At 44.1% G+C, this 24,251-nt stretch carries 15 protein-coding genes; 14 read left to right on the forward strand and 1 reads right to left on the reverse strand.

Annotation, left to right across the window (positions count from 1 at the left end):
• The first annotated feature begins 2 nt into the window (after positions 1-2).
• The 4 genes from GOL65_RS14795 to GOL65_RS14810 all read left to right on the forward strand — a co-directional run bounded on the left by GOL65_RS14795 (position 3) and on the right by GOL65_RS14810 (position 3,214).
• Positions 3-941 (forward strand): N-acetyltransferase, encoded by a 939-nt coding sequence (locus GOL65_RS14795; protein ID WP_140920279.1) that lies wholly within the window; start codon positions 3-5, stop codon positions 939-941.
• Positions 942-1,035: 94 nt separating this feature from the next.
• On the forward strand, positions 1,036-2,076 hold the full coding sequence (locus tag GOL65_RS14800; protein ID WP_140921537.1) for an IS630 family transposase: 1,041 nt from the start codon (positions 1,036-1,038) through the stop codon (positions 2,074-2,076).
• 118 nt (positions 2,077-2,194) lie between these two features.
• Positions 2,195-2,572 carry an ASCH domain-containing protein gene (locus GOL65_RS14805; protein ID WP_140919455.1) on the forward strand — a complete coding sequence of 126 codons (378 nt, stop codon included), beginning with the start codon at positions 2,195-2,197 and terminating at the stop codon, positions 2,570-2,572.
• Positions 2,573-2,626: 54 nt separating this feature from the next.
• A complete protein-coding gene (locus GOL65_RS14810; RefSeq protein ID WP_218652051.1) occupies positions 2,627-3,214 on the forward strand; it encodes a hypothetical protein in 588 nt (195 codons plus the stop codon).
• A gap of 67 nt (positions 3,215-3,281) precedes the next feature.
• Here GOL65_RS14810 and GOL65_RS14815 read toward each other — a convergent pair whose 3' ends face one another.
• Positions 3,282-4,109, reverse strand: coding sequence for a hypothetical protein (locus tag GOL65_RS14815; protein ID WP_140919457.1), 828 nt, complete (start codon positions 4,107-4,109; stop codon positions 3,282-3,284).
• Between the two features lie 731 nt (positions 4,110-4,840).
• Here GOL65_RS14815 and GOL65_RS14820 point away from each other — a divergent pair.
• From GOL65_RS14820 to GOL65_RS14865, 10 genes are all read left to right on the forward strand, one after another.
• Positions 4,841-5,935 carry an efflux RND transporter periplasmic adaptor subunit gene (locus GOL65_RS14820; RefSeq protein WP_140919458.1) on the forward strand — a complete coding sequence of 365 codons (1,095 nt, stop codon included), beginning with the start codon at positions 4,841-4,843 and terminating at the stop codon, positions 5,933-5,935.
• A gap of 10 nt (positions 5,936-5,945) precedes the next feature.
• Positions 5,946-9,014 (forward strand): efflux RND transporter permease subunit, encoded by a 3,069-nt coding sequence (locus GOL65_RS14825; protein WP_140919459.1) that lies wholly within the window; start codon positions 5,946-5,948, stop codon positions 9,012-9,014.
• Between the two features lie 603 nt (positions 9,015-9,617).
• Entirely contained in the window at positions 9,618-9,851 is a 234-nt protein-coding gene (locus GOL65_RS22610) for an IS1 family transposase (protein ID WP_140919460.1), read from the forward strand.
• A 322-nt stretch (positions 9,852-10,173) separates the two neighbouring features.
• Positions 10,174-13,212 (forward strand): autotransporter outer membrane beta-barrel domain-containing protein, encoded by a 3,039-nt coding sequence (locus tag GOL65_RS14835; protein ID WP_179038437.1) that lies wholly within the window; start codon positions 10,174-10,176, stop codon positions 13,210-13,212.
• Positions 13,213-13,858: 646 nt separating this feature from the next.
• On the forward strand, positions 13,859-14,086 hold the full coding sequence (locus GOL65_RS14840) for an IS1 family transposase (RefSeq protein ID WP_179038438.1): 228 nt from the start codon (positions 13,859-13,861) through the stop codon (positions 14,084-14,086).
• 199 nt (positions 14,087-14,285) lie between these two features.
• Positions 14,286-16,082, forward strand: a complete 1,797-nt coding sequence (locus tag GOL65_RS14845; protein WP_179038439.1) for a hypothetical protein — start codon at positions 14,286-14,288, stop codon at positions 16,080-16,082.
• Positions 16,031-17,752, forward strand: a complete 1,722-nt coding sequence (locus GOL65_RS14850) for an autotransporter outer membrane beta-barrel domain-containing protein (RefSeq protein ID WP_228723128.1) — start codon at positions 16,031-16,033, stop codon at positions 17,750-17,752. The genes GOL65_RS14845 and GOL65_RS14850 overlap by 52 nt, the downstream gene beginning before the upstream one ends.
• A 115-nt stretch (positions 17,753-17,867) precedes the next feature.
• Entirely contained in the window at positions 17,868-18,824 is a 957-nt protein-coding gene (locus tag GOL65_RS14855) for a YbgA family protein (RefSeq protein WP_140919461.1), read from the forward strand.
• Positions 18,825-18,836: 12 nt separating this feature from the next.
• On the forward strand, positions 18,837-20,258 hold the full coding sequence (phrB, locus tag GOL65_RS14860; RefSeq protein ID WP_140919462.1) for a deoxyribodipyrimidine photo-lyase: 1,422 nt from the start codon (positions 18,837-18,839) through the stop codon (positions 20,256-20,258).
• Positions 20,259-20,844: 586 nt separating this feature from the next.
• Positions 20,845-24,111 (forward strand): autotransporter outer membrane beta-barrel domain-containing protein, encoded by a 3,267-nt coding sequence (locus GOL65_RS14865; protein ID WP_140919463.1) that lies wholly within the window; start codon positions 20,845-20,847, stop codon positions 24,109-24,111.
• Positions 24,112-24,251 lie beyond the last annotated feature (140 nt).

Below are 24,251 nucleotides of genomic sequence, written 5' to 3' on the forward strand. Positions count from 1 at the left end.
AAATGGATAATTTGCTCTTTCAGAAATTTAATGAATTTAATCATGATGATCCTTTCTTTGATTCCTTAAAAAATGATTATATTGATTTTTCTCATTGGTTAAATAGAAAGTCGCTTTCAGGGGATTCAGCATATGTTCTTTATGAAGAGTCAGGATGTATAGAAGGTTTCATGTATTTAAAAGACCATGATGATGGTGAAGATATATCCCCAAAGTTACCTGATGGTAACCTTTTGAAAATTGGAACATTTAAGTTTTGTTCTAAACAAACATTGAGGGGGCAAAGATTTCTTAAGAAGGCATTTGACCGTGCTATTAGCACAAAGGCTGACTATATATATTTTACTGTTTTTGAAAAACATAGTTCATTAATTAACTTGTTTCAGACATATGGTTTTTATAAGCACGGTGAAAAACAAACTATCAATGGTATTGAATATGTTTATTTAAGAAATCTTAAAAATATCAATGGAGACATTTTACTGGATTATCCTTTTATAATGACTAAAAATGCAAATAAGTATTTATTATCAATATATCCTGAATATCATACTAAATTGTTTCCTGATTCAAAACTGATTACTGACTCTCCTGATATTGTGCAAGATGTTTCCCATACAAACAGTATACATAAAATTTATATATGCGGAATGAGGCAAGTCGCTGATTTAAAACGAGGAGATTTATTAGTTATTTATCGTACGGGCGATGGAAAAGGCCCGGCCTATTATCGCGCTGTTGCTACATCTATAGTAGTAATTGAATCAGTAACTCATATAAGTCAATTTTATTCAGAAGATGATTTTATCAATCGATGCAGAAAATTTAGTATTTTTAATGAATCAGAATTAAAAGGCTTTTATAGAAAAAAGAACCTTCCTTTTGTTTTAAGGTTTACTTATAACCTCGCTTTATCTAAACGTCTCACCCGTGCTAAATAACTGCGCCTAATAGTAGATCACCGAATGGAACTCAATCCGGTTTGAGCGATCTGATCAATCGCCAAAAAGAACATATCGCCAACCGGACTGAGTTATGCCGATCATAGCACCGATACCCAGAAATGAACGACGTCAGATGGAAAAAATTGTCCATAAAACAACAGACAAAAACCATTCCAGACGTCTCATGGCCATGCTGATGTTACATCGTGGTGAATCACTCAGTTATGTCGCTAAAAACCTGTGTGCAGCACGTTCCTCCGTCGGTCGCTGGATTCACTGGTTCACACTATTTGGCATCGAAGGCCTGAAAAGTCTTCCGCCCGGACGCCCAAAAAAGTGGCCTGTTGAGGCGATGATGCGCATGCTCAATTTACTTGTTGAGCGCTCTGCACAGGACTTCGGATATCTGCGGTCACGGTGGAGTACTGAGATGCTAACGATTGAAATTAATAAACTATTTAATTCAACTTTGCATCCAGGAACGATCCGTCGCTGGCTACCTGAAGGTGGGATTGTCTGGCGCAGGGCAGCTCCGACATTACATATTCGCGATCCCCTCAAAGATGAAAAACTGGCAGCGATTAATGAAGCATTAGAAAAAAACTGCGCTGACCATCCCGTCTTTTACGAGGATGAGGTGGATATCGATTTGAATCCCAAAATAGGCGCTGACTGGCAGAAAAAAGGACAGCAAAAACGAATCCCTACGCCGGGAAAAAATGAAAAGCATTACCTTGCCGGAGTACTTCATGCGGGAACGGGCAGAGTGGACTACGTCAGCGGGACAAGTAAGAACTCAGGTCTATTTATCAATATGTTACGAAAGTTGAAAAGTACATATCGCAGTGCAAAAACAATTACGCTAATCGTTGATAATTACATCATTCACAAGAGCAAAAAAACGTTGAAATGGTTGGAGGATAATCCGAAATTTACTGTTATTTATCAGCCAATTTACTCTCCGTGGGTAAACAAAATAGAACTCTTATGGTTGGCCTTGCACGAGACCATCACGCGCAATCATCACTGCAGAACAATGTGGCAATTATTGAATAATGTCAGACAATTTATGAAAGCCGCTTCACCTTTCCCGGGCAACAAACATGGGCTAACGAAAGTGGAGCGGTATTAGGCGCAGTTATTTAGCCTCATTAACAATATTGGGTTGGATGGTAGGCCAGATGTTCGTTGGGGACTGTTACAATTGAGCAATCAACAATTCGAAAGCATAGTAGCTCTTGGTGAAGTAAATGAAAGTTTTATTATCAATTAAGCCTGAGTTTGTAGATAAGATTTTAAACGGCACAAAACGATTTGAGTTTAGAAAAGGGGTGTTCAAAAACGATAAAGTAAAGTCAGTGGTGATTTATGCCACGATGCCTGTAGGTATGGTCGTTGGTGAGTTTAATATACAAAGCATATTTTCAGGTTCCCCTTCTGAAGTTTGGAATGAAACAAGTGAATATGCTGGAATATCTAAGAGTTTTTTTGATAGTTATTATGAAGGCAGAGAAAAAGCCGTAGCTATTGAGATTGGTGATGTAACTAAATTTGATATCCCTCTTCCTTTAGACGCTTTAGGAGAAAACATTACACCGCCACAATCTTATCGATATCTTTATACATAGATTTATACATCCCTCTTTAGCGGAGTTTTGTATTACTGGATATAAGAAAATAAAATGAAAAAAACACCAATCCTTCTTTCCATAATATTGTCAGCGATATGGCTTTTACTCTCAGCCCCAGCCATCTCGGATTCCGGCAACCTCAAACCCACCCAACTCCCCCTAAAATTCATGGACATCTACACCTGCGACTCCAACTGCGAGTCCCGCTACCCCATGCATCAGCTATCTCAACTTCCTGCGCCACTACAGCAGATAATCAACCAACAAAACCAGAAAAACATCTATAACCTGGATGGCGGCGAAGACGACGGTTACCTCTTTCTACCCGCACGAGGTGAAGTGCAAATTGTGATAGCAGCGCGCTCCATCGTGGTTAACAGCTTCAGATTAATGACCATAAAAGACAACCAACTTATCGACCAACAGCTGATTGGCTTTTCCGGCCCGGATGACGAAGGGGTAATTGATTTCAGCATTGATAAAAACTATCGCCTGACAATCAAACGCGGCATGGCGGATATCGAACATGAGAAGCCGGTTGTCTGGAGCGAACAGCGAGTTTATGAGATTAGCGAAAACGGCAAACTTTCTGAAATTAGCAAAAAGACGTTTAACGCTCAGAAGGGGAACAGAGGTTAATATTTTCTGCCGATCGAGGTTTTTGATTCACAGGCCGCGAATAGCAGCCTGTAAACAATAACCATGATTAATGACAAAACTGAATTTCACAGTTTTCGATAATCACTTTCTCGCCGGGTTTGATCTCTTTCTTTGTGCCGGTTTTGGTGTCATTCAAATAACACTTACCGTTTTCCAGCGTAATCAGAGAAACCTCTTTACTCATGGCAATGCCTTTGCCTTTCAGCAAGATATCCATATCCGATGAGTAACCAACCTGAATCGCATCTTTACCAAGATTGAGCACATACTGGTTAATCGGTTTCGCCATACTGATGCCGCTCTGCTTCAATGGTTCAGAATAAACCGTCACATCAACCCAGCCTTTACGGAACATCACTTCAGCGCTTGCTACCACAATTCCGATAGCGGCACCGGTTACAGCAACTCCAGTCACAAAACCTAAATGGAGATACATTAATAAACAGCCCGCTACGCCGCCGACGGCACCGGCAATAATTGCCAGCTTAGCGCCCATATTGGGTATATTTCTGGATACCAGAAATCCACAGGTCGCCCCACAGATGCCCCAGCCAACAATACGACCGTAATAGGCAAACTCAGAGTTTGTCATAATGCAGAAATAAACAATCGCACCGCCAAGCGCACCAAATATAAGACCCTGAAACAGAACAGCAGTCAGTTTTGATAAGATCGGGAAGGTTTTTGATTGGTAATAGGACTGACCAATCACGATAAATAACGAAATCAGTGCGGCATTATAACCACCACCAACGGACCAGCTTGTCAGCGGACCTGGAATAGGCATTGCATGATATAACAACGCGCTGAGAAAACCGGCCACGCCCCCGGTAATACCAAAAACGATACTTTTCTTACCGTTAAAAACTGCCATAAAACCATCCATTTTATTAAGAGAATATCCAACAAATGCCAACCTGAGGATTTAAGCGTCCGGATAGTATCGTGAATTCTGGTTATCAGTAAACCAACTATAAGCTGTTAATTTTTCACAAATCAGTTAATTGAAACTAATGGTTTTATATTCTTGTTAGTAAAAAAACAACGCAATCTAAAAAGCATTATCAACTCTATGTCAGGATAATTCATTGTGATGGTTTTAATCTCAAAACCATGGCTGGCATCATTAACCATATGTAACTTCTTCTGTGGTTTATTATATAAAAAACGAGTATTTGCAAGGCGTTATTGATTATGACTTAATGCGCTTTCCGCAGGGGAAGTGGTAATCAAAAGCAGCTAATGGATAATGTTTTTTCTGCCTTTTTCTCACTGATTTTTATAGTGAATTTCTACTTTCATTTTGAATGACGTCAATATAATAAGAGATAATTTATAACCAATAAGTTATTCACATCAGACCTACTTTTGGAAAGCCGACTTTTAACTTATGCCCGAAATAGAGAAGCGTACTATTTTTATCATCGCTTAAGATATTCGCTTATTCAGGGGAATTGGTCTGTTCTCTGGCGGAAGAAACAACGCTTAAACTTGCTGGTGAATCTATTGCTCAGTTAAGCAGGCTACAGCATTTTTTAGCGTGGCAATAGCATTTAAGCTGCAGGCAAAAAGGTGTACCAATGGCACAACTCAATGGAACGGTAAATGGATAATTCTCGCTTTTGGATATGGATGACGGCCATCATCTTATGTGCTTTTTCACCAATAAAAACGGCGTTTGCCGATCAGACCGATATAATTCGTCCGGAAAAAACGGCGCTGACAGTGACGACTATGTCCCCCAAAATGATGGAGTGGGACAATACACTGCTTGCCACCGGTAATATTGTTGCCTGGCAGGAAGCCAATGTGAGTACCGAAGCCAGCGGTTTAAGTATCACGCGCGTGCTGGTTGATGTGGGGGATAAAGTCGATAAAGGGCAACTGTTGGCCGAATTGCAAAACCATACGCTGGAATCGGAACTGGCTCAGGCAAGTGCAGAGCTGGTTCAGGCCATTGCACAGCGGGAAGAGGCGAGAGCCGATGCCGAACGTGCGCGTAAATTGCAAAAGTCAGCGGCATTAAGTGCCCAACAAATTACTCAATATCTGATTACGGCAAAAATCGCAGAGGCGCGGGTTAAAGCCCACGAGGCGAAAGTCAGCTCCGCACAGTTTCGCCTTTCTCAAACACAAATCGTCGCTCCGGACGCGGGGACGATTACCATCCGGCAGGCTACATTGGGCCATGTTGTCTCCCCCGGCGATATCCTGTTTAAACTGAACCGTCAGGATCGTATGGAATGGCGTGGTGAATTGCCGTCAAATGAACTGGCTCAGATTCAGCCAGGGCAAAAAGTAAAACTATCGATTAACGGGCAAGATGTCGTTACCGGCCAGGTGCGTCAGGTTGCTCCTACGGTGGACCAAAAAACCCGTAATGGGCTGGTGTATGTTGACCTGCCTGATGCCCCATCGATTCGTGCAGGAATGTTTGCCTCGGGAAATATTACCATCAGCCAGCGCAAGGGGCTGGCGGTTCCCCTGTCGGCATTGTTGTTACAGGATGGTGCGGCGTTTGTTTCTCGTGTCGGTCCCGATAATAAAATTGTGCAAACCAAAGTGACTGTCGGATCTCAGGTTGATGGTTGGGTGCCAATCCTCAATGGATTGCAGCCAGAGGATAGCATTGTTGTCAGCGGCGTCAGCTTCCTGTCCGAGGGTGATTCCGTACGCATTGCCTCTCATCAGGCCGACTAAGGAGAAATGCATGAACGTTTCATCCTGGTCTATCAATAATCCTATTCCGGCCATATTGCTGTTTATGCTGCTAACCATTATTGGGTTAGGGGCGTTTAACAGCATGAAGATTCAGAGCATGCCGGATGTTGAACTTCCTATTGTTACGGTTACTGCAACCCTGCAAGGGGCTGCGCCTTCTCAAATAGAAACGGATATCGCGCGTAAGCTGGAAAATACCATTTCCTCAGTACAGGACGTCAAACATATCACTACCACCGTGCAGGATGGCGTCGCGACTCTGGTTATTGAGTTCCGGATAGAGAAATCGATTCAGGATGCCATGGACGACGTGCGTGATGCAGTGGCTCGTGTTCGCTCTGATTTACCCGCCGCCATGAATGAACCCATTATTGCCAAGTTGGATCTGGCCAATATGCCGGTTTTGGCCTATGCGGTGCACTCTTCCAAAATGGATGAGCAAGAACTGTCATGGTTTGTGGATAACGATATTGCCAAAACATTGTTGAATGTTAAGGGTGTCGGTTCCGTAAGCCGCGTGGGTGGAGTGACGCGGCAAATTAATGTGGAGCTTTCGCCAGAACGTTTACTGGCATTGCAAATCTCTGCCGCCGATATCTCCCGACAGCTAAAAATGACTCAGCAGGAAGCATCAGCAGGACGTGCAGATATTGGTCAGTTAGAGCAGCGCGCTCGTACATTGGCAACGGTACGCAACGTTGATGAGCTGGCAAACATGAATATGCTGCTATCCGACGGGCGGCAGGTACGTTTAAACCAAATCGCTACCGTGAGTGATGCTACGGCAGAACAGCGCAATGCCGCCTTTCTTGATGGAAAACCGGTGGTGGCGTTTGAAGTGGTACGAACCAAAGGCGGCAGCGATGTGGATATCATGCACGCCGTACGGGAACAGCTGGCAGAACTTCATCAAAAACATCCGGACGTAGTAATAAGCGAAGCGTTTAACTTTGTAGACCCTACGGTTGAAAACTACGAAGGCTCTATGAGCTTGCTGTATGAAGGTGCTTTTCTGGCTATTATCGTGGTGTGGATTTTTCTGCGTAACTGGCGGGCAACCTTTGTGGCTACGGTCGCTTTGCCACTGTCGATTATTCCTACCTTTGCCGCGATGTACCTGATGGGATTTACGCTTAATACAGTCACTTTGCTATCGCTGTCACTGGTGGTGGGCATTCTGGTGGATGATGCGATTGTTGAAATTGAAAACATCATGCGTCATCTGTCGATGGGAAAAACGCCGATGGAGGCTGCCAGAGAAGCAGCCGATGAAATCGGTCTGGCAGTTATTGCCACCACATTCACTTTGATTGCGGTCTTCTTACCGACTGCATTTATGCCCGGTATTGTTGGGCGCTTCTTTATTCAGTTTGGCTGGACGGCGGCTATTGCGGTATTTTTCTCGCTGGTGGTTGCCCGTTTATTAACGCCGATGATGGCGGCTTATATACTCAAGCCATTAAAACATGCACATCGTCAGGCCGGGTGGGAGCGAGGCTTTTCCCGGGCAGCGGTCTTGGCAATGAAAAACCGCTTCAAAACCGTCATGATAACGATGTTATTTTTCTTTGGCGTGTTACTGGGGTTAGGGCCACTTCTGCCTACGGGGTTCACCACGCCGGACGATTTGTCACAAACTCAGGTTAATCTGACACTGCCGCCGGGCAGTCGTTTTGAACAAACGCTGGCGCTGACTAAGCAGGCAGAAGCCATTGTCAAAACTCATCCTCATGTGCGAACCATTTATACCACCATTGGCGGCGGTACTGCCGGGGGTAATTTGGGGGACGATCAGGGCGCGTCAGATCCTCGTCAGGCTACTCTGACCATTAACCTTTCCCCACGAGGGGAACGCAGCGGTATCAGCAAACAGCAAATTGAAGCGCAATTACGGGAACAACTGGATGTGTTACCAGGAGTCCGACTGAAGGTGGCTTTTGGTGGTTCAACGGAGAAATATGAAATTGCGTTAACCGGGGATGACAGCGAAGCGCTTATTGCTCATGCCCGAAAAGTCGTCAGCGAAATGCGGCGTATTCCCGGTATTGGACATGTTACCTCTAATGCCAGTCTGGTGAGATCAGAAGTGATCATTCGTCCGGATTTTGCTCGGGCAGCGGATTTAGGCGTGACGACCGAAGCCATTGCAGACACGCTGCGGGTTGCCACCATCGGCGATTACGATCAGGCGCTGGCTAAACTCAATTTGGATCAGCGCCAGATTCCAATCGTTGTCAAATTAGAGGAGAAGGCGCGGCAGAATCTGGCGTTATTATCCCGCCTTACGGTTCCTGGTGCTCAGGGGCCGGTGATGCTGGCGAATGTGGCAACGGTTACCGTGGTTGACGGTATAGACCAGATAAAACGCTACGATCGTCGCCGTACTGTGGATATCGAAATAGAACTTAACGGTATTCCTCTTGGTGATGTTGATGAGAGTGTTTATAACTTGCCGAGTATGCAACAGCTTCCACCGGGGATTTACACCACTCAGGTCGGTGATGCCGAACTGATGGTGGAGTTAATGTCAGGGTTTGCGGTTGCCATGGGAACTGGCGTTCTGTGTATTTTCATTGTGCTGGTGCTGCTGTTTAAAGATTTTATGCAGCCAGTCACTATTCTTGCTGCCCTGATATTGTCAGTACCTGGCGCAATCCTGTCGCTGTTTCTTGCCCAGAAGGCGTTTTCTATGCCTGCCATGCTGGGGCTGATTATGTTAATGGGGGTAGCGACTAAGAACTCGATTCTACTCGTGGAATATGCGATTAAAGCCAGGACAGAAATGGGCATGGCGCGTTTTGAAGCGTTAGTTGACGCCGGTAAAAAACGCGCCCGTCCTATTGTGATGACTACCTTTGCTATGGGGGGCGGTATGTTACCTATTGCGCTGGGTCTTGGTGTAGACCTCAGTTTCCGCTCTCCAATGGCGATTGCTGTAATTGGTGGCTTAATCACATCGACATTTCTTAGCCTGATCGTTATCCCGGTAATTTTTACCTATATCGACGATCTGCGGTTGTGGGGAATACGTTTGTTTGAGCGCCTGCGGCGTCGTTAAGCACTATTTTTTATTAGAAGGGCAAAACTCAGGTTTGCCCTTTTTTATTATCAGCAATATTTTTACGCTCGCCCTTCAAATCAAACTCTGCATTAATTCAGACATTTTACTTTAGCAATCAATAAACTACCTTCTCTGACAGCAGGTTTTCTTATAGTTATTCACTAATTACCAGTTTAAAAATATTAATAGGGCGATTTTATTTATTGTTGGTGAATATAACTACTCTTACACAAGCTAACCAATAGAATTGATCGTAAATTCATTTTATTTTTTATTTAATGTTTATTCTATTTATTTTTATTTATTGCAACACTTATTGTTTTTTGGTTTTTATTTTTCAAGCTAAGAATTAAAAGTGAAAAATAGTATTATGGGCTACATAACTAGCTAATGCCTGTTGAAAATTTCATCAGGCAACCAAAAAATAGTTGTTTATTGATATTTTATGACTTTTTTAGGGGTAAAAGTTCGGCTTATTGAGTTTACTTGAAGTTATTGATCGTGTTTCAATGTGTAAAGAGTTGTTTTTATGTGTGAGTGAAAACGTATTGAAATACTGAACGTGCTGAAAGTTTATATATAAAAATATGGAGATACGCTATGTTCAAAAGAAGAGTTCATTGTCGTTATTGTTCCAAAACGAATGCTGTGAAAAAGCATGGTACTGCACCTTCAGGGTATCAGCGCTATCGATGTGGCCATTGCCAGAAAACATTTCAGATAAATTACATTTATCAGGCCTATAAAATCTCTGATGAGGAGATTGTAAATAAAATGCAAAATGGTTTGGATAATGAGTTTAATGATTTAAGTATTAATGTTAATTATCTTTAATAGTAAATACGTAAGTATTCAGCCGTCCATTTTAATTATTATCAGGTATTTCTGGTCTTTGTTTTCTATCAATTCATATTGATAAATAAAGTATGAAAATATTTTAAAGAGTTAGTTTTTGACGTGTTTTTTAATAACCATCATTTAATATTAGAAAGTAATTAAAAGAAAGGTATCTAAAGTTGCAACTCGTTTGGTGATGAATGATATGCCGAATAGAGAGGATAGAAAAGTATCAATATGGAGAATTATAACATCATGAGAAAACAATGGAAAAAAGTGATGCCGGTAGTATTGGGGGGGCTCTTTTCTTTATAGCTTCATGACTCAGGCAGCGGAACTGACAGATCAGTTTTATACCAGTAGCATTAGTTCGATTACCAGTGGAAACCATACCGTTAACAATGGTGATGTCACTTTAGATGCTTCCGGTTATACCGGGGCATTTGCCTACCAAAGGGCAATCATCAATACAATGAATGGTGCAGTTAATATCGGTATTGGCCAAAGCAACACATTAACCATAAAAGGTTTTAATAATAATTCCTCTCAGCAAAATTCTACGCTTTACGCTTACAAGAGAGCGCCAACCCTCAGTGGAACCATGACTTTTACCGGCGGCAACATTGTTGTCAGTAACGAAGTCACCAATAGTTATGCCAATATTTATGGTCTGTTTGCAGATAATGAAGGGCAATTTAGTTTTAAAAGCGACGGGGACAACAAAGTCAATCTGACCGTATTAATGCCACAGGCCGGGCTGGTGGATACCCATCGTCATGGTATTGCACTCTATAATTCCGGACTCGATTTTGATGGTGGAAATTTTATTGTCAAAGTGGATGGCGATCCTGGTGCGAATTCTATTGATCGGCGGATTGGTATTGCAGTATCGGCGGGGAGCAATGTGGATGTCAAAGCCGATAACGTTTTGATTGAAGCAAATGAGGTAGCGTTATTCTTTCCGGCTACTATCGGGGATTATCCTAATCATCCAACGGCTTACGATGTGGTTAATACGGCAAAGTTTGATGCAGAGACCATTATCTTTAGGGGCAGTCAGGGCATTATGGCAGGGCTGTCGAGTAATACCTTCAGAACTCGAAACGTGGTTGAGTTTACCGGCAATACGCTAATTGAAGCCATTGTGCGAGGTGATGAAAATAATATTTTTGGGGAAATCGGAGGTGGTCGGGCAATTGATGTGATGGCTACTGATATTACCTTTAACAGCAACGATACCGTCAGGATTATTGGTGAAAACTTAACGCCATTGGGTATTCGTCCTGGCTATGAACATGATTATTTAGGATGGATAGATGGTTACTGGCTTAGAACCGTTTCTCTTACTGATGGCTCAACGCTAACATCAAATGCTGACCTGTCATTAAGCAGTAACGGCGGTTACTACAATACCGGCTTGTATGTATGGAAAAGCCAGGCGCAATTTAATGGTAAAACCGATATTACGCTTAAAAATGGTGTCGATACCGCAAGAGCAGTGTATGTCTATGACGGCGGCACAGGAACCAGTAAAGCAGAATTTAATGATGATTTAAGCATCTCTCTGATTGATACCGAGGCATCTTATATTGCCGGAATTGAGGTCACGGCAGGAGGTAAGGTCGATGTGAAAAATGGCCTGCTGTTAAATGATAACAGCGATATTTACTGGTCGCTTTATTCGCGAGGTGCTGATAGTCAGATTGGTGTGAATACCACCGCCACAGGAACGGTACAGGTGAAAGGAGATATTGGCGCTATTAATGACGGTGCAATTGATATGACGTTGAATAATCAAAACTCATATCTGACGGCGGCCAGCTACACGTCGACTTCTGGTTCAACCAGCAGAGGTATTGTTAATTTGGATATTTCCAATCAGGCAGTCTGGAATATGACTGACAACTCCAGCGTAACCAGTCTCTCTTTAGCTTCGCAAGGTCGGGTTAATATTTTGTCTCCGGACAATAATGGTTCGTTTAAAACCTTGACGGTTCACGGTGATTATACCGGCGGCGGTTCCCTGACTATCAATACCGCATTAGGTGGTGATGATTCTGAAACTGATAAGATGATGGTGGAGGGAAATACCTCTGGCATTACCGATTTGTATGTTAACAACTACAATGGTATCGGTGGGCAAACCACCAACGGTATCGAGGTGATTAATGTCGCCGGTGAGTCAGATGGTATCTTTCAGTTAGCTTCTGGTCATCGGGTGGTGGCGGGAGCTTATGAATATAATGTCACTAAGTCTGGTAACAACTGGTATCTGGTTAATACCATTCCGCCAGTTGTTATTCCACCGGAACCAGAGCCGGAGCCAGAACCAGGCCCAACGCCGGAACCAACTCCAGAGCCGGAACCTGAAGATAATGGTGGCGGTATCAAAGTTATCCGCCCTGAAGCCGGTGCCTATATTGCCAACCTGGCAGCCGCAAATTCGATGTTTACCACCCGATTGCACGATCGTTTAGGTGAAACTCAGTATACCGATCTCTTAACTGGTGAAAGCAAAGTAACCAGCCTGTGGTTGCGTCAGGAAGGCGGTCATAACCGCAGCAAAACTCAATCGAGCCAAAGCAAAACTCAAACCAATCGCTATGTGGTACAAATGGGTGGCGATATTGCTCAGTGGAGCAGCGATGGGCTGGACCGTCTGCATTTGGGGTTAATGGCCGGTTACGGTTATGCCAGCGGTAATACCGATGCCAAATACACCGCTTATCGGGCGAATAGCCGGGTGGATGGTTACGCGCTGGGATTATACGGCACCTGGTACGCCAATCAGGCTGACAAGTCCGGGCTGTATGTTGACAGCTGGGTGCAGTATGCCTGGTTTGATAACAGCGTGAAGGGCGATGGTCTGGCGGAAGAGAAGTATGATTCCAAAGGCTGGCTGGCCTCAGTAGAAACCGGCTACAGTTTTAAGCTGGGCGAAAATGAACGTACCAGCTACTGGTTACAGCCTAAAGCACAGCTGACCTGGATGGGTGTTCATGCCGATACGCATTATGAAACCAACGGCACTAAAGTGACCGGTAACGGCGATAACCTGTCCACTCGCTTAGGTCTGCGGGCTTATGCTCAGGGTCATAATGCGGTAGATGACAATACCGGTCGGGTATTCCAGCCGTTTGTCGAAGCCAACTGGTTATACAACAGCAAAAACTTTGGCGTCACCATGAACGATACCTCTGACTATCAGGCCGGTACTCGTAATATTGGTGAGCTAAAAGTGGGTGTTGAAGGCCATTTAAACAAAAACCTGAACCTGTGGGGCAACGTAGCTCAGCAGATTGGTGATAAAGGCTATAGTGATACTCAGGCGACGATTGGGGTTAAGTATAGTTTTTGATCTCTTCTGACTTTATTCTCTGATAAAAAGAGCAGAACTTAAGTTCTGCTCTTTTTTGTCGTTCTATCCTCAAACTCATTATTCAATCAATAAATTGCAATAAGTTAGCTTAGCTGACGGCAGGCGCTCATTGATATCAACCGGACCTGAACTAATTATGCTATTGAACAAATAGCAATAGGGGAATTTAATTTTTTCAAATGAAAAATACACGTGAACGATATTTATATCCATGAATTGATATGTGATTAATATATTTGTTTTATTTGATGTAAATCATTTAATGATAATTATATGCAACACATGTGTTTTTATTTAAATATTCATTTTTTTGATTAAATAGTGTCATTAACTACATTTTTGCTAGATTGCTGGTGAATGTGTTGGTTTATCGTCAATTGCTCGATCTGTTAATCTGGGTATTGGTCATTATTGTTTTATAATAATCTGTATTTATCAATTTGATTGGAATTATAGATCGTGTTTAAATATGTTTTAGTACATATGATGCTCATAAGAGCCACGTGAACCCTATTAATAAGTTAAGTTCTGGTTTTATCAAATTTTGAAAGTTAAGGCGTATTTATATTAATCGGTCACTGATTTTTATGAGGTTTTATATAGGTAAGAATATTGGAGAAGCACTATGTTCAAAAGAAGGATTTATTGTCGGTATTGCTCCCGCTCGAATGCAATTAAAAAACACGGCACGGCACCTTCAGGCTATCAGCGCTATTTGTGTGGCCATTGCCAGAAGACATTTCAGGAAAACTATATTTATCAGGCTTATAAAACTCCGGATGAGGTAGGCGTAAAAGAAACCCAAAGGGGGTTGAGCAATGAATTTATTACTCAGGAAATTAGTGCTAATTAAATTTAATCAGAATTAACTATACATAGAAAAATAAATATAAGACTAATTTTATTGTTGGTCTGATTAGCTATTCCCCATATTTTTTAGATAGTGTCAGTAACAAGTAAGCAAATAAAAAAACATATTTTTACGTTCTTATGGGGAATGCCACACAGAAATTAAGGATGGCAAAAATATCAAAATGGAGAGTTATAACATAATGAAAAAACCATGGAAAAAAGTGATGCCGGTGGTATTAGGGAGCAGCCTTTTTGCTACTCCGCTAATGGCTGATGCAAGAGAGTTGACAGATGAAACCTATACTACCTCGATTAATCGAATTGACTATGGAAATCATACCGTTAGCAATGGTGATGTTACGCTTGATGCCAGTGGATATACCGGAGCCTATAATAATCAAAGATCGATCATCAGTACGCTTAATGGGGCAGTAAATATCGATATTAGCGAGGGTAACACCTTAACGATAAAAGGTTTTAACTATAATTCGGCAGACTATTATTCGGCATTACACGCTCATAAAAGAGGCAATTTAAGCGGAACCATGACGTTTACGGGTGGTAACGTTGTTGTCAGTAATCATGCGACCAGTGTTAACTCATTCAGTAGTTATGGAATGTATGGTAATGAAGGTGGGCAATTTGATTTTAAGAGCGACGGTGATAATAAAATCAATTTGACCGTTTATGTACCTGTGTCTGGTAAGTCTACCAACCGGACTGGTATTTATCTTAATGATAGTGCATTAAATTTTGATGGGGGGAATCTTACCGTCAATCTTGATGGTGTCCCTGCTCCTAATCTTTATAACAGTGAGACCCGCACTGGTATCAATATTAATGATAGCGCATTCAATTTTAATGGAAAAAATCTTACCGTCAGTATTAATGGTGACCCTACTCCTAATCCTTATAACAGTGAGAGCCGAACGGGTATCAGTACTTATGATAGTGACTTTACGTTTAATGGCGAAGATTTTACTGTCAGCATGGATAGTAATTTTGGCAGTGGTGGGCGTCGAACAGGCCTGAATATTAATAACAGTGAGTTTGACCTTAACGGGAAAAACTTTAGTGTCAGAATTGATGGTAATCCCGAGAGTGGCACACTTGAGAATCAGGTAGGGATGAGAGTATACGGCGGGAGTAATGTAGATATTAATGCCGAGCACATTTCAATTGAGTCTGATGGCTATGCATTACGTATGGGAAATTATGCATCTTATGATCCGGTTAATACGGCGAAATTTGAAGCTGACACCCTTATTTTTAGAAGCCGGGGTGGAATTCATGTTGGAAACCATGCCTATGCGTTAGGCATTTATGATGGTATTCGAAATACCCTTGAGTTCACCGGTCATACGCTAATTGAATCAATCGCCCGGGGAGGCGAGGATGATACCTATCGGCTGAATAGTAATGGTCAGGCACTGAGTCTGGTGGGAACGGATATCACCTTTAACAGCGATCGTGGTGTGACGGTTTATAGCGAAAATCTTACCCCTCAAGGGCTTATTCCTGAAATAGTCGGAGATTTAGCGCCGTTAGAACCCGAGCCCTACTGGTTACGGGCTGTTTCTCTGATTAAAGATACTGAGTTAAAGGCGAATACGGATTTCTCAATAACCAGTAATGGTGGTTACTATAATGTGGCGTTATATGTGTCGGAGAGTCAGGCGCAATTTAATGGCAAAACCAGTCTTACGGTGAAGAATGGCATAGATACTGCGAGGGGTATCTATCTGAATGGGGGAGTGTATGGTCGGCCGACTAAGGCAGAATTTAACGACGACTTGTCGATTTCATTAGCCGATACTCAGGCTGGTTATATTTCCGGAATAGAAGCGGTAGCTGGCGGCAAAGTAGATGTAAAAAAAGGCTGTTTATCAATGATAATAGTGACATCTACTGGTCACTTTATGCCAGCGGCGTGGATGACCAGGGTGTGGGGAGCCAAATTGACGTTAATACCACCGGAACGGGAACCGTACAGGTAACGGGTGATATTGGAGCCTATGATAATGGCGTGCTTCAGATGACGTTAAATAATGAACGTTCATACCTGACAGCATCCAGCTATACCTGGGACAATAGCGGTACTGTTAATCTGGACATCTCCAATCAGGCGGTCTGGAACATGACAGGAAATTCCAGCGTAACCAGTCTTTCTTTAGCACAACAAGGTTGCGTTAATATTTTATCTCCGGACAATAACGGCTCGTTTAAAACCCTGACGGTTCAGGGCGATTATATCGGAGGCGGTTCCCTGACCATTAACACCGCGTTAGGCGGTGATGATTCTGAAACCGATAAAATGATGGTGGAGGGAAACACCTCTGGCGTTACCGATCTGTATGTTAACAACTACAACGGCAGTGGTGCTTATACTGTCAACGGTATTGAAGTGATTAACGTTGCCGGTGAGTCCGATGGTGTTTTTCAGTTAGCTGCAGGTCATCGGGTAGTTGCGGGTGCACATGAATATCATGTGGCTAAATTCGGTAAGAACTGGCATCTGACCAATACATTTTCACCACAGCCACCCGATCCGACTCCAGAACCAACACCTGAGCCAACGCCGGAGCCAACACCAACGCCGGAGCCAACACCAACGCCGGAGCCAACACCAACGCCGGAGCCAACACCAACGCCAGAACCAACTCCGACACCAGAACCTGAAGAGGGTGACGAAAGTATCCGGGTTATCCGCCCTGAAACCGGTGCTTATATCGCTAATCTGGCGGCGGCAAACAGTTTGTTCACTACGCGCCTGCACGATCGTTTAGGTGAAACTCAGTATACCGACTTCTTAACCGGTGAAAGCAAAGTAACCAGCCTGTGGTTGCGTCAGGAAGGCGGTCATAACCGCAGCAAAACTCAATCGAGCCAAAGCAAAACTCAAACCAATCGTTACGTGGTACAAATGGGTGGCGATATTGCCCAGTGGAGCAGTGATGGACTGGACCGTCTGCATTTGGGGTTAATGGCCGGTTACGGTTATGCCAGCGGTAATACCGATGCCAAATACACCGCTTATCGGGCGAAGAGCCGGGTGGATGGTTACGCGCTGGGACTATACGGTACCTGGTACGCTAATCAGGCCGACAAGTCCGGGCTGTATGTTGACAGCTGGGTGCAGTATGCCTGGTTTGATAACAGTGTGAAGGGTGATGGTCTGGCGGAAGAGAAGTATGATTCCAAAGGCTGGCTGGCCTCAGTAGAAACCGGCTACAGTTTTAAGCTGGGCGAAAATGAACGTACCAGCTACTGGTTACAGCCTAAAGCACAGCTGACCTGGATGGGGGTTCATGCCGATACGCATTATGAAACCAACGGCACTAAAGTCACCGGTAACGGCGATAACCTGTCCACTCGCTTAGGTCTGCGGGCTTATGCTCAGGGTCATAATGCGGTAGATGATAATACCGGTCGGGTATTCCAGCCGTTTGTCGAAGCCAACTGGTTATACAACAGCAAAAACTTTGGCGTTACCATGAACGATACCTCTGACTATCAGGCAGGTACTCGTAACATTGGTGAGCTAAAAGTGGGTGTTGAAGGCCATTTAAACAAAAACCTGAACCTGTGGGGCAACGTAGCTCAGCAGATTGGTGATAAAGGCTATAGCGATACTCAGGCGACCATTGGGGTTAAGTATAGTTTTTGATTTTCTTTAATGACTCCTGCGAATAGCAGGTAATCAGAAACCCCGCAGGTGTTAACTCCCTGCGGGGTTTCACTTTTTTAGCTACCCTTAATGTAATCATCATTAAGGAGCCGCTATGAGTGAGAAAATCCCTGTTGGTATCAGCGCCTGTCTGTTAGGGGAAAATGTTCGTTTCGACGGCGGGCATAAGCGACTTACGTTTGCGGTAGAGGAACTGAGCCCCTGGGTTCAGTTTGAACCGGTCTGTCCGGAAATGGCTATTGGCTTGCCGGTACCGCGTCCGGCGCTGCGACTGGTTAAACAACAGGATGGACAGATTGCCTTGAATTACAGCGATAAGCGCCAAGGTGACTTAACCACCGCGATGGTTGAGTTTTCGCAAAAGCGTACGGCTCAATTCTCCCATTTATGCGGCTATATCGTTTGTGCCAAATCGCCAAGCTGCGGTATGGAGCGTGTGCGGGTTTATGAAGCGGACGGGAATAATAACCGTAAAGCAGGACGTGGTGTCTATACCGATATTCTGATGAAAACCATGCCGTGGTTGCCGGTAGAAGAAGATGGACGGTTACAGGACCCACATATCAGAGAAAATTTTGTGGAACGCATTTATGCCCTGCATGAACTGAATCAGTTGTATCAGCAAGGACTGACGCGGGGTGCGCTAATGGCATATCACAGCCGTTACAAATTGCTGTTACTGGCCCACTCTCAACCGGATTATCGTCAACTGGGGCGTTTTGTGGCGGCAATGCATCAGTGGTCACAGCTGGAGGATTTTTTCGTAGAATATCGCCAGCGGCTGATGGATCTTCTTTCGCATCAGGCAACCCGCCGCAATCACACTAACGTTTTGATGCATGTTCAGGGTTATTTTCGTCCTCATCTTAATCCACGTCAGCGCCATGAGCTGACAACGCTGATTGAACGCTATCGTCAGGGAACTCAGCCGTTGCTTGCGCCGGTGACATTACTCAAACATTATCTGTCGGAATTTCCGGATGCTTATCTGGCCGGACAGCGCTATTTCGATCCCTGGCCGGAAGCGCTACGCTTACGTTACGGGCATTAATACTGGATAAATATGGCTTCTCATCTGATGTGGTTTCGCGCAGATTTGCGCGTGCATGATAATTTGGCTCTGGCTGCCGCTTGTAGTTCTGGCGATGTGGACGTATTGGCGTTGTTTATTGCCCCGGTTAAACAATGGCAACAACACGCCATGTCACCCCGTCAGGCGGCATTTATGCAGAGCCAGCTTAATGCCTTGCAGCAGGCACTGGCACAGAAGGGCATTCCCCTTATGGTTAAGCAGGTAGACGACTTTACTGCCAGCATAGATACGTTACGCGAAGTATGTGAAACCCATAAGGTGACGTCACTGTTTTATAACTACCAGTATGAGTTTAATGAGCGCCAGCGTGATGTTGCCGTTGAGCAAGCGTTGAGCCATATCACCTGTCAGGGGTTCGACGACAGCGTAATGCTGGCACCGGGTAGCGTGATGACCGGTAATCATGAGATGTATAAGGTTTTCACGCCGTTTAAAAATGCCTTTTTACGCCGACTGCGTGAAGATCTACCAGAATGCGTTAACCCACCAAAGGTAAGGCCGGAAGGCGCTTTGTCCGATAAGTTGGTACCCATTGAGCTGAATTATCCACAACAATCATTTGATTCAGATTTGTTTGCTGCGGATGAGGAAAGTGCGTTGTCCCGGTTGCAGCATTTTTGTCAAAACCATGTGGCGAATTACGACACACAGCGGGACTTTCCCGCTATTGATGGTACCAGCCGGCTTTCTGCCTGTCTGGCTCTGGGAGTATTGTCACCGCGCCAGTGTTTGCACGCTTTGCTGAAAGCTTGCCCTGATGCACTGGAAGGACAAGCCGGAGCGGTCTGGCTTAGTGAACTGATCTGGCGAGAGTTCTACCGGCATTTGATAACTTACCACCCAAACTTATGTAAACATCGCCCCTTTATTGACTGGACCGATAAGGTGCAGTGGAATCCCGATAGCGCCGCACTGCTGGCCTGGCAGCAGGGGAACACCGGTTTTCCTATTGTTGATGCGGCGATGCGTCAACTAAATCAAACCGGCTGGATGCATAATCGCTTGCGGATGATCGTCGCCAGCTTTTTGGTGAAAGATCTGCTGATCGACTGGCGAGAAGGGGAACGCTATTTCATGTCACAACTTATCGATGGCGATCTGGCTGCGAATAACGGCGGCTGGCAGTGGGCGGCATCTACCGGTACCGATGCGGCACCGTATTTTCGTATTTTTAATCCCACCACTCAGGGGGAAAGGTTTGATAAACAGGGGGCATTTATCCGTCAATGGTTGCCTGAATTGAATGATGTTCCAACAGCAGCGATACATGCGCCATGGATATGGGCTGATAAGGCGCAGCAAACGATTGATTATCCGCGCCCGATAGTGGATCACAAACTGGCACGAAACCAAACTTTAGCGGCTTATGAAGCGGCAAGAAAGAGAAACTAACGGAATATTAGCGCAATACTGACGAAAATAAGGGGAGGAAGTCGATCAATCCTCCCTACCTCAAATCGGGTATGCTTTCATTAATACAACATAGTTTACTTATATAAACGCTTTTCAGTTAATCATTAAACTAAAAATCGTTAATTTAAACACACGTATAATGTTGGGTTGATATTCGTTTTTTAATTGTTTATTTCAATAATTCCTAATCATTTTCAGTTATGCTTTATGCCATTAAATGAATTCTATTAAAATAGTTTTTTGGCTAACTATTTTAGCTTGTTATTAATCTGGTATTGTAAAGGTTATTAATTTTTAATGCGCATTAACTTTATAATAACAACCAGCTTAACTTATTGTTTTAATTGATTAAATAAAATAAATTTTGATTTTAAAAGAGTTGTTGTTGAAAACATTATATTTTTATATAGAATGATTATTGATTATATAAATATTTCTGATTTTCTATTTACAACATGATTTTTTGTAATTGTATGTTTGATTAACAGTTGTTGATGGTCTTTTTTTGGTTTTTAGCAACACTTTAATTAAATGGATTTATAACGTATTTGAAATGGATGTCACTATGTCTGTTTATAGCAAGTATTTTCTTCTTATCAGTGCAGTAGCCACCCCTTCAATTGGCTTTTCAGTTAATGCCGCCCCTCCTTATTACAATGAATCTGGCACTGCCAGTAGTGGCCTGTGGGACTGGGAAAATAAGGGTAACATTATTGGTGGCGGCGACGGAAATAGCGGTGAGTTAGTTCTGCAAGGTTCCGCCAGTTACAACAATATGTTTTCCGTTGGCTATAACGGCGGCAACGGTACACTGACAATTAAAGATAATGCTACACACACCGGTGAGATTACCCGTTTTTATGTAGGATTTGTTAGCAATACACAAACGCGAACCGAAGACACGGTTGGTGTTTTGAATCTGATCGGCTCTGGTATTGGACATATTGATACCTCGGTATTGAGGGTCGGTGATACCACGGTATATGACAGGAATACCGTGCGGGATAAAACAATTGCAGGGACACTCAATATTCTTGATGGTGCCAGTGTGAATGTTGGTCCGGTTTCAGGTACGCCAGGAAGTGTTTCTGGTGGAGTGATGTGGGTAGGAACCGGAAACTCAGTTAACACCGGCACCGTTAACGTTAGTGGCGCAAACAGCAAGCTGTCTCTGATTAATAAAGTTTTTGAGGAGAGCCCTTATGTTGTCGATTATCTGGTCGATGGTGATGCCTATTTAGGTTATTTCGGCGATGCCAACATTAATATCACCGATGGTGGCTCACTGGTTACCGGCCGTATGATCGCTTCATTTGCAAAATACAACGACGTCATCAATAGTGGTGAAAAACTGTCTACGGTAAACATCAATGTTAGCGGCGCAGAGAGCAAATTAGCCATTCAAAGCGTATTAGCACTGGCTTCAAGCGCGGGTGGTGTTGTTTCCAGTATCGATTTCTCCTCCAACATTAAGGGAGTGGGAAGCGCCATTTTAACCGTTGAAGACAGTGCTGAAGCCTATTTCGAAGGCAAAGCCTATGCAGATGTATTTGGTTTTCCTGAGAAAACCTCGGGGTTATTCCTGGCCAGTGATGTAGGTTCTTCGGCAACGGTTAATCTTAACGCTGGTGGTACCATTTCTATTTCCGACAGCAATTTAGCACCAGAGAAAAATGGCATAGTGGCCGGTGACGGTAATTATGCTTTCAATCTGAATGGCGGAACGCTGCGGGTTAATTCATGTGAATATTGCGATGATAAGCTGACCACCTCGGTGAATATGAATGTGCTTTCCGAATCGTTTCTGGAGGCCGATACCGCCGATAAACGCATGCTGTTAAACGGCAATCTGGTGGGTGACGGTGGGCTGGTTAAGACCGGTGAAGGCGCGGTTATTTTCTCCGGTGATAATAATTACACCGGTGGAACTCGCGTAGAAGCAGGGGAACTTCGGGCAGATTCTGCCGGAGCATTCGTTGATAACACCACCTATATTGTTAACGGCGGTCTGTTAAATCTAAACCAGCATGACCTGATTATGTCGTCATTGTCTGGTGCTGGCGGTGTGGTTGATGTGACACCTGCAAATCTGACAATAAACCAAAACAATGATAGCTATTTTGCCGGTCAGTTTGCCGGTTCCGGCACCATTACCAAGTCAGGAACCGCTCAGTTAGCCCTCAGTGGCGACAGTAGCGGTTATAGCGGTTTGACCACCGTTTCCAGCGGTAATCTTGATTCAACGAATGCACTGGGTTGTCAGATCGTGGTTGAGCAGGGTGCTCTGCTTTCTGCCACCGGTTATCTTGGTGATACCACGGTAGCATCTGGCGCAAGCCTGATGGTAGGAAGCCTGTACCATGCCAATCAACCCGCTTTATCAACGCTGAATATTGATACTAACCTGAATAATCAGGGAAATGTCTATGTGGGGCGAGCCAATAACAGCGCTCAGTCACTGGTAGGCAATAAACTGCTAGTGAATGGTAACTATCAGGGTGGTGGTGCGTTGCACTTTAATAGCATCATTGGTGATGATAGCTCTGTTACTGACCATATGACGGTGACGGGTGATACCGCAGGGGAAACCAAAGTTTATGTAACTAATGTTGGTGGTATGGGGGCTTATACCGAAAAAGGTATTGAACTGATTAACGTTCAGGGCCAATCCAATGGTGACTTCCAACAGGGCGGGCGTATTACTGCCGGTGGTTATGAGTATTTCCTGAACCGAGGAAATACGGAAAAAGGGGCCGATGAGAAAAACTGGTATCTGACCAACTATCAGCCAAGCCCAAATCCGACGCCGGAAGAGCCGGATCCTGAGCCAACTATCAGACCAGAAGCCGGTGGTTATATTCATAACATCGCCGCTTCTAATATGCTGTTTGTACATCGTCTGCACGATCGTTTAGGGGAAACTTACTATACCGACGCACTAACCGGTGAAGAAAAAGTTACCAGTATGTGGATGCGTAATGTAGGCGGTCATACTCGCTCAAGAGACAGCAGTGGTCAGCTCAAGACGCAAACCAATCGCTATATTTTACATCTCGGTGGCGATGTTGCTCAGTGGAGCAGCGATGGTCAGGACCGTTGGCATTTAGGGATTATGGGTGCTTATGCTAACAGCCACAGTAATACCCGTTCAGCAGTCACTCGCTACGGTGCGGATAGCTCGGTGGATGGTTACAGCCTGGGTGGTTACGCCACCTGGCAGCAAAATAAAGGTGAGAACACCGGTGCCTATGTTGATACCTGGGCCTTATACAGCTGGTTTGATAATGAAGTGAAAGGGCATCAACTGGCGACGGAATCCTATAAGTCTAAAGGGGTTACCGCTTCCATCGAAACCGGCTATACCTTTAAAACCGGCGAATACAAAGACAGCAAAGACGAAACCAATGAATGGTTTGTACAGCCTCAGGCACAAATCGTCTGGATGGGCGTTAAAGCCGATTCATTCAAAGAAGCCGACGGCACCCGAATTAACAGCGATGGCGATGGTAATATCCAGACGCGCTTAGGGGTTCGTACTTTTGTTAAAGGACATCATCAGTCTGATGAAGGAAAAGGACGGGAGTTTGAACCATTTATTGAAGCTAACTGGATACACAACACCAAAAAATTCAGTACCGAGATGGGCAATGAACGCATCAAACAGGCCGGTACCGATAATATCGGCGAACTTAAACTGGGTGTGGAAGGCCAGATAAATCCTAACTTTAACCTGTGGGGTAATGTTGGTGTGCAGGTTGGTGACAGTGGGTATAGTGATGCAGCCTTTACCTTAGGGTTTAAGTATAACTTCGGGCAGGCTTCGAAGAGATAACCCTGCTGTATTTGTGAAGTAATACCGATGCCCTGGCAATATGCCGGGGCATTTTTTTGCTGCCGGAATGAGAGCCAGATCAAAAACTGTTATTGCCTGACAGGACATTTTATCAACGCTACCTTTATAGTGAAATTTAT

Origin of the sequence: Limnobaculum xujianqingii (assembly GCF_013394855.1) — a bacterium.
Taxonomy (GTDB): Bacteria; Pseudomonadota; Gammaproteobacteria; order Enterobacterales; family Enterobacteriaceae; genus Limnobaculum; species Limnobaculum xujianqingii.

Excerpts from the sequence above, each read along its gene's own strand:
- GOL65_RS14810 (WP_218652051.1), top strand. The coding sequence starts at position 2,627 with ATGAAAAAAACACCAATCCTTCTTTCCATAATATTGTCAGCGATATGG.
- GOL65_RS14815 (WP_140919457.1), bottom strand. The coding sequence starts at position 4,109 with ATGGCAGTTTTTAACGGTAAGAAAAGTATCGTTTTTGGTATTACCGGG.
- GOL65_RS14800 (WP_140921537.1), top strand. The coding sequence starts at position 1,036 with ATGCCGATCATAGCACCGATACCCAGAAATGAACGACGTCAGATGGAA.
- GOL65_RS14840 (WP_179038438.1), top strand. The coding sequence starts at position 13,859 with ATGTTCAAAAGAAGGATTTATTGTCGGTATTGCTCCCGCTCGAATGCA.
- GOL65_RS14825 (WP_140919459.1), top strand. The coding sequence starts at position 5,946 with ATGAACGTTTCATCCTGGTCTATCAATAATCCTATTCCGGCCATATTG.
- GOL65_RS22610 (WP_140919460.1), top strand. The coding sequence starts at position 9,618 with ATGTTCAAAAGAAGAGTTCATTGTCGTTATTGTTCCAAAACGAATGCT.
- GOL65_RS14805 (WP_140919455.1), top strand. The coding sequence starts at position 2,195 with ATGAAAGTTTTATTATCAATTAAGCCTGAGTTTGTAGATAAGATTTTA.
- GOL65_RS14865 (WP_140919463.1), top strand. The coding sequence starts at position 20,845 with ATGTCTGTTTATAGCAAGTATTTTCTTCTTATCAGTGCAGTAGCCACC.
- GOL65_RS14835 (WP_179038437.1), top strand. The coding sequence starts at position 10,174 with ATGACTCAGGCAGCGGAACTGACAGATCAGTTTTATACCAGTAGCATT.
- GOL65_RS14820 (WP_140919458.1), top strand. The coding sequence starts at position 4,841 with ATGGATAATTCTCGCTTTTGGATATGGATGACGGCCATCATCTTATGT.
- GOL65_RS14795 (WP_140920279.1), top strand. The coding sequence starts at position 3 with ATGGATAATTTGCTCTTTCAGAAATTTAATGAATTTAATCATGATGAT.
- phrB (WP_140919462.1), top strand. The coding sequence starts at position 18,837 with ATGGCTTCTCATCTGATGTGGTTTCGCGCAGATTTGCGCGTGCATGAT.
- GOL65_RS14845 (WP_179038439.1), top strand. The coding sequence starts at position 14,286 with ATGAAAAAACCATGGAAAAAAGTGATGCCGGTGGTATTAGGGAGCAGC.
- GOL65_RS14855 (WP_140919461.1), top strand. The coding sequence starts at position 17,868 with ATGAGTGAGAAAATCCCTGTTGGTATCAGCGCCTGTCTGTTAGGGGAA.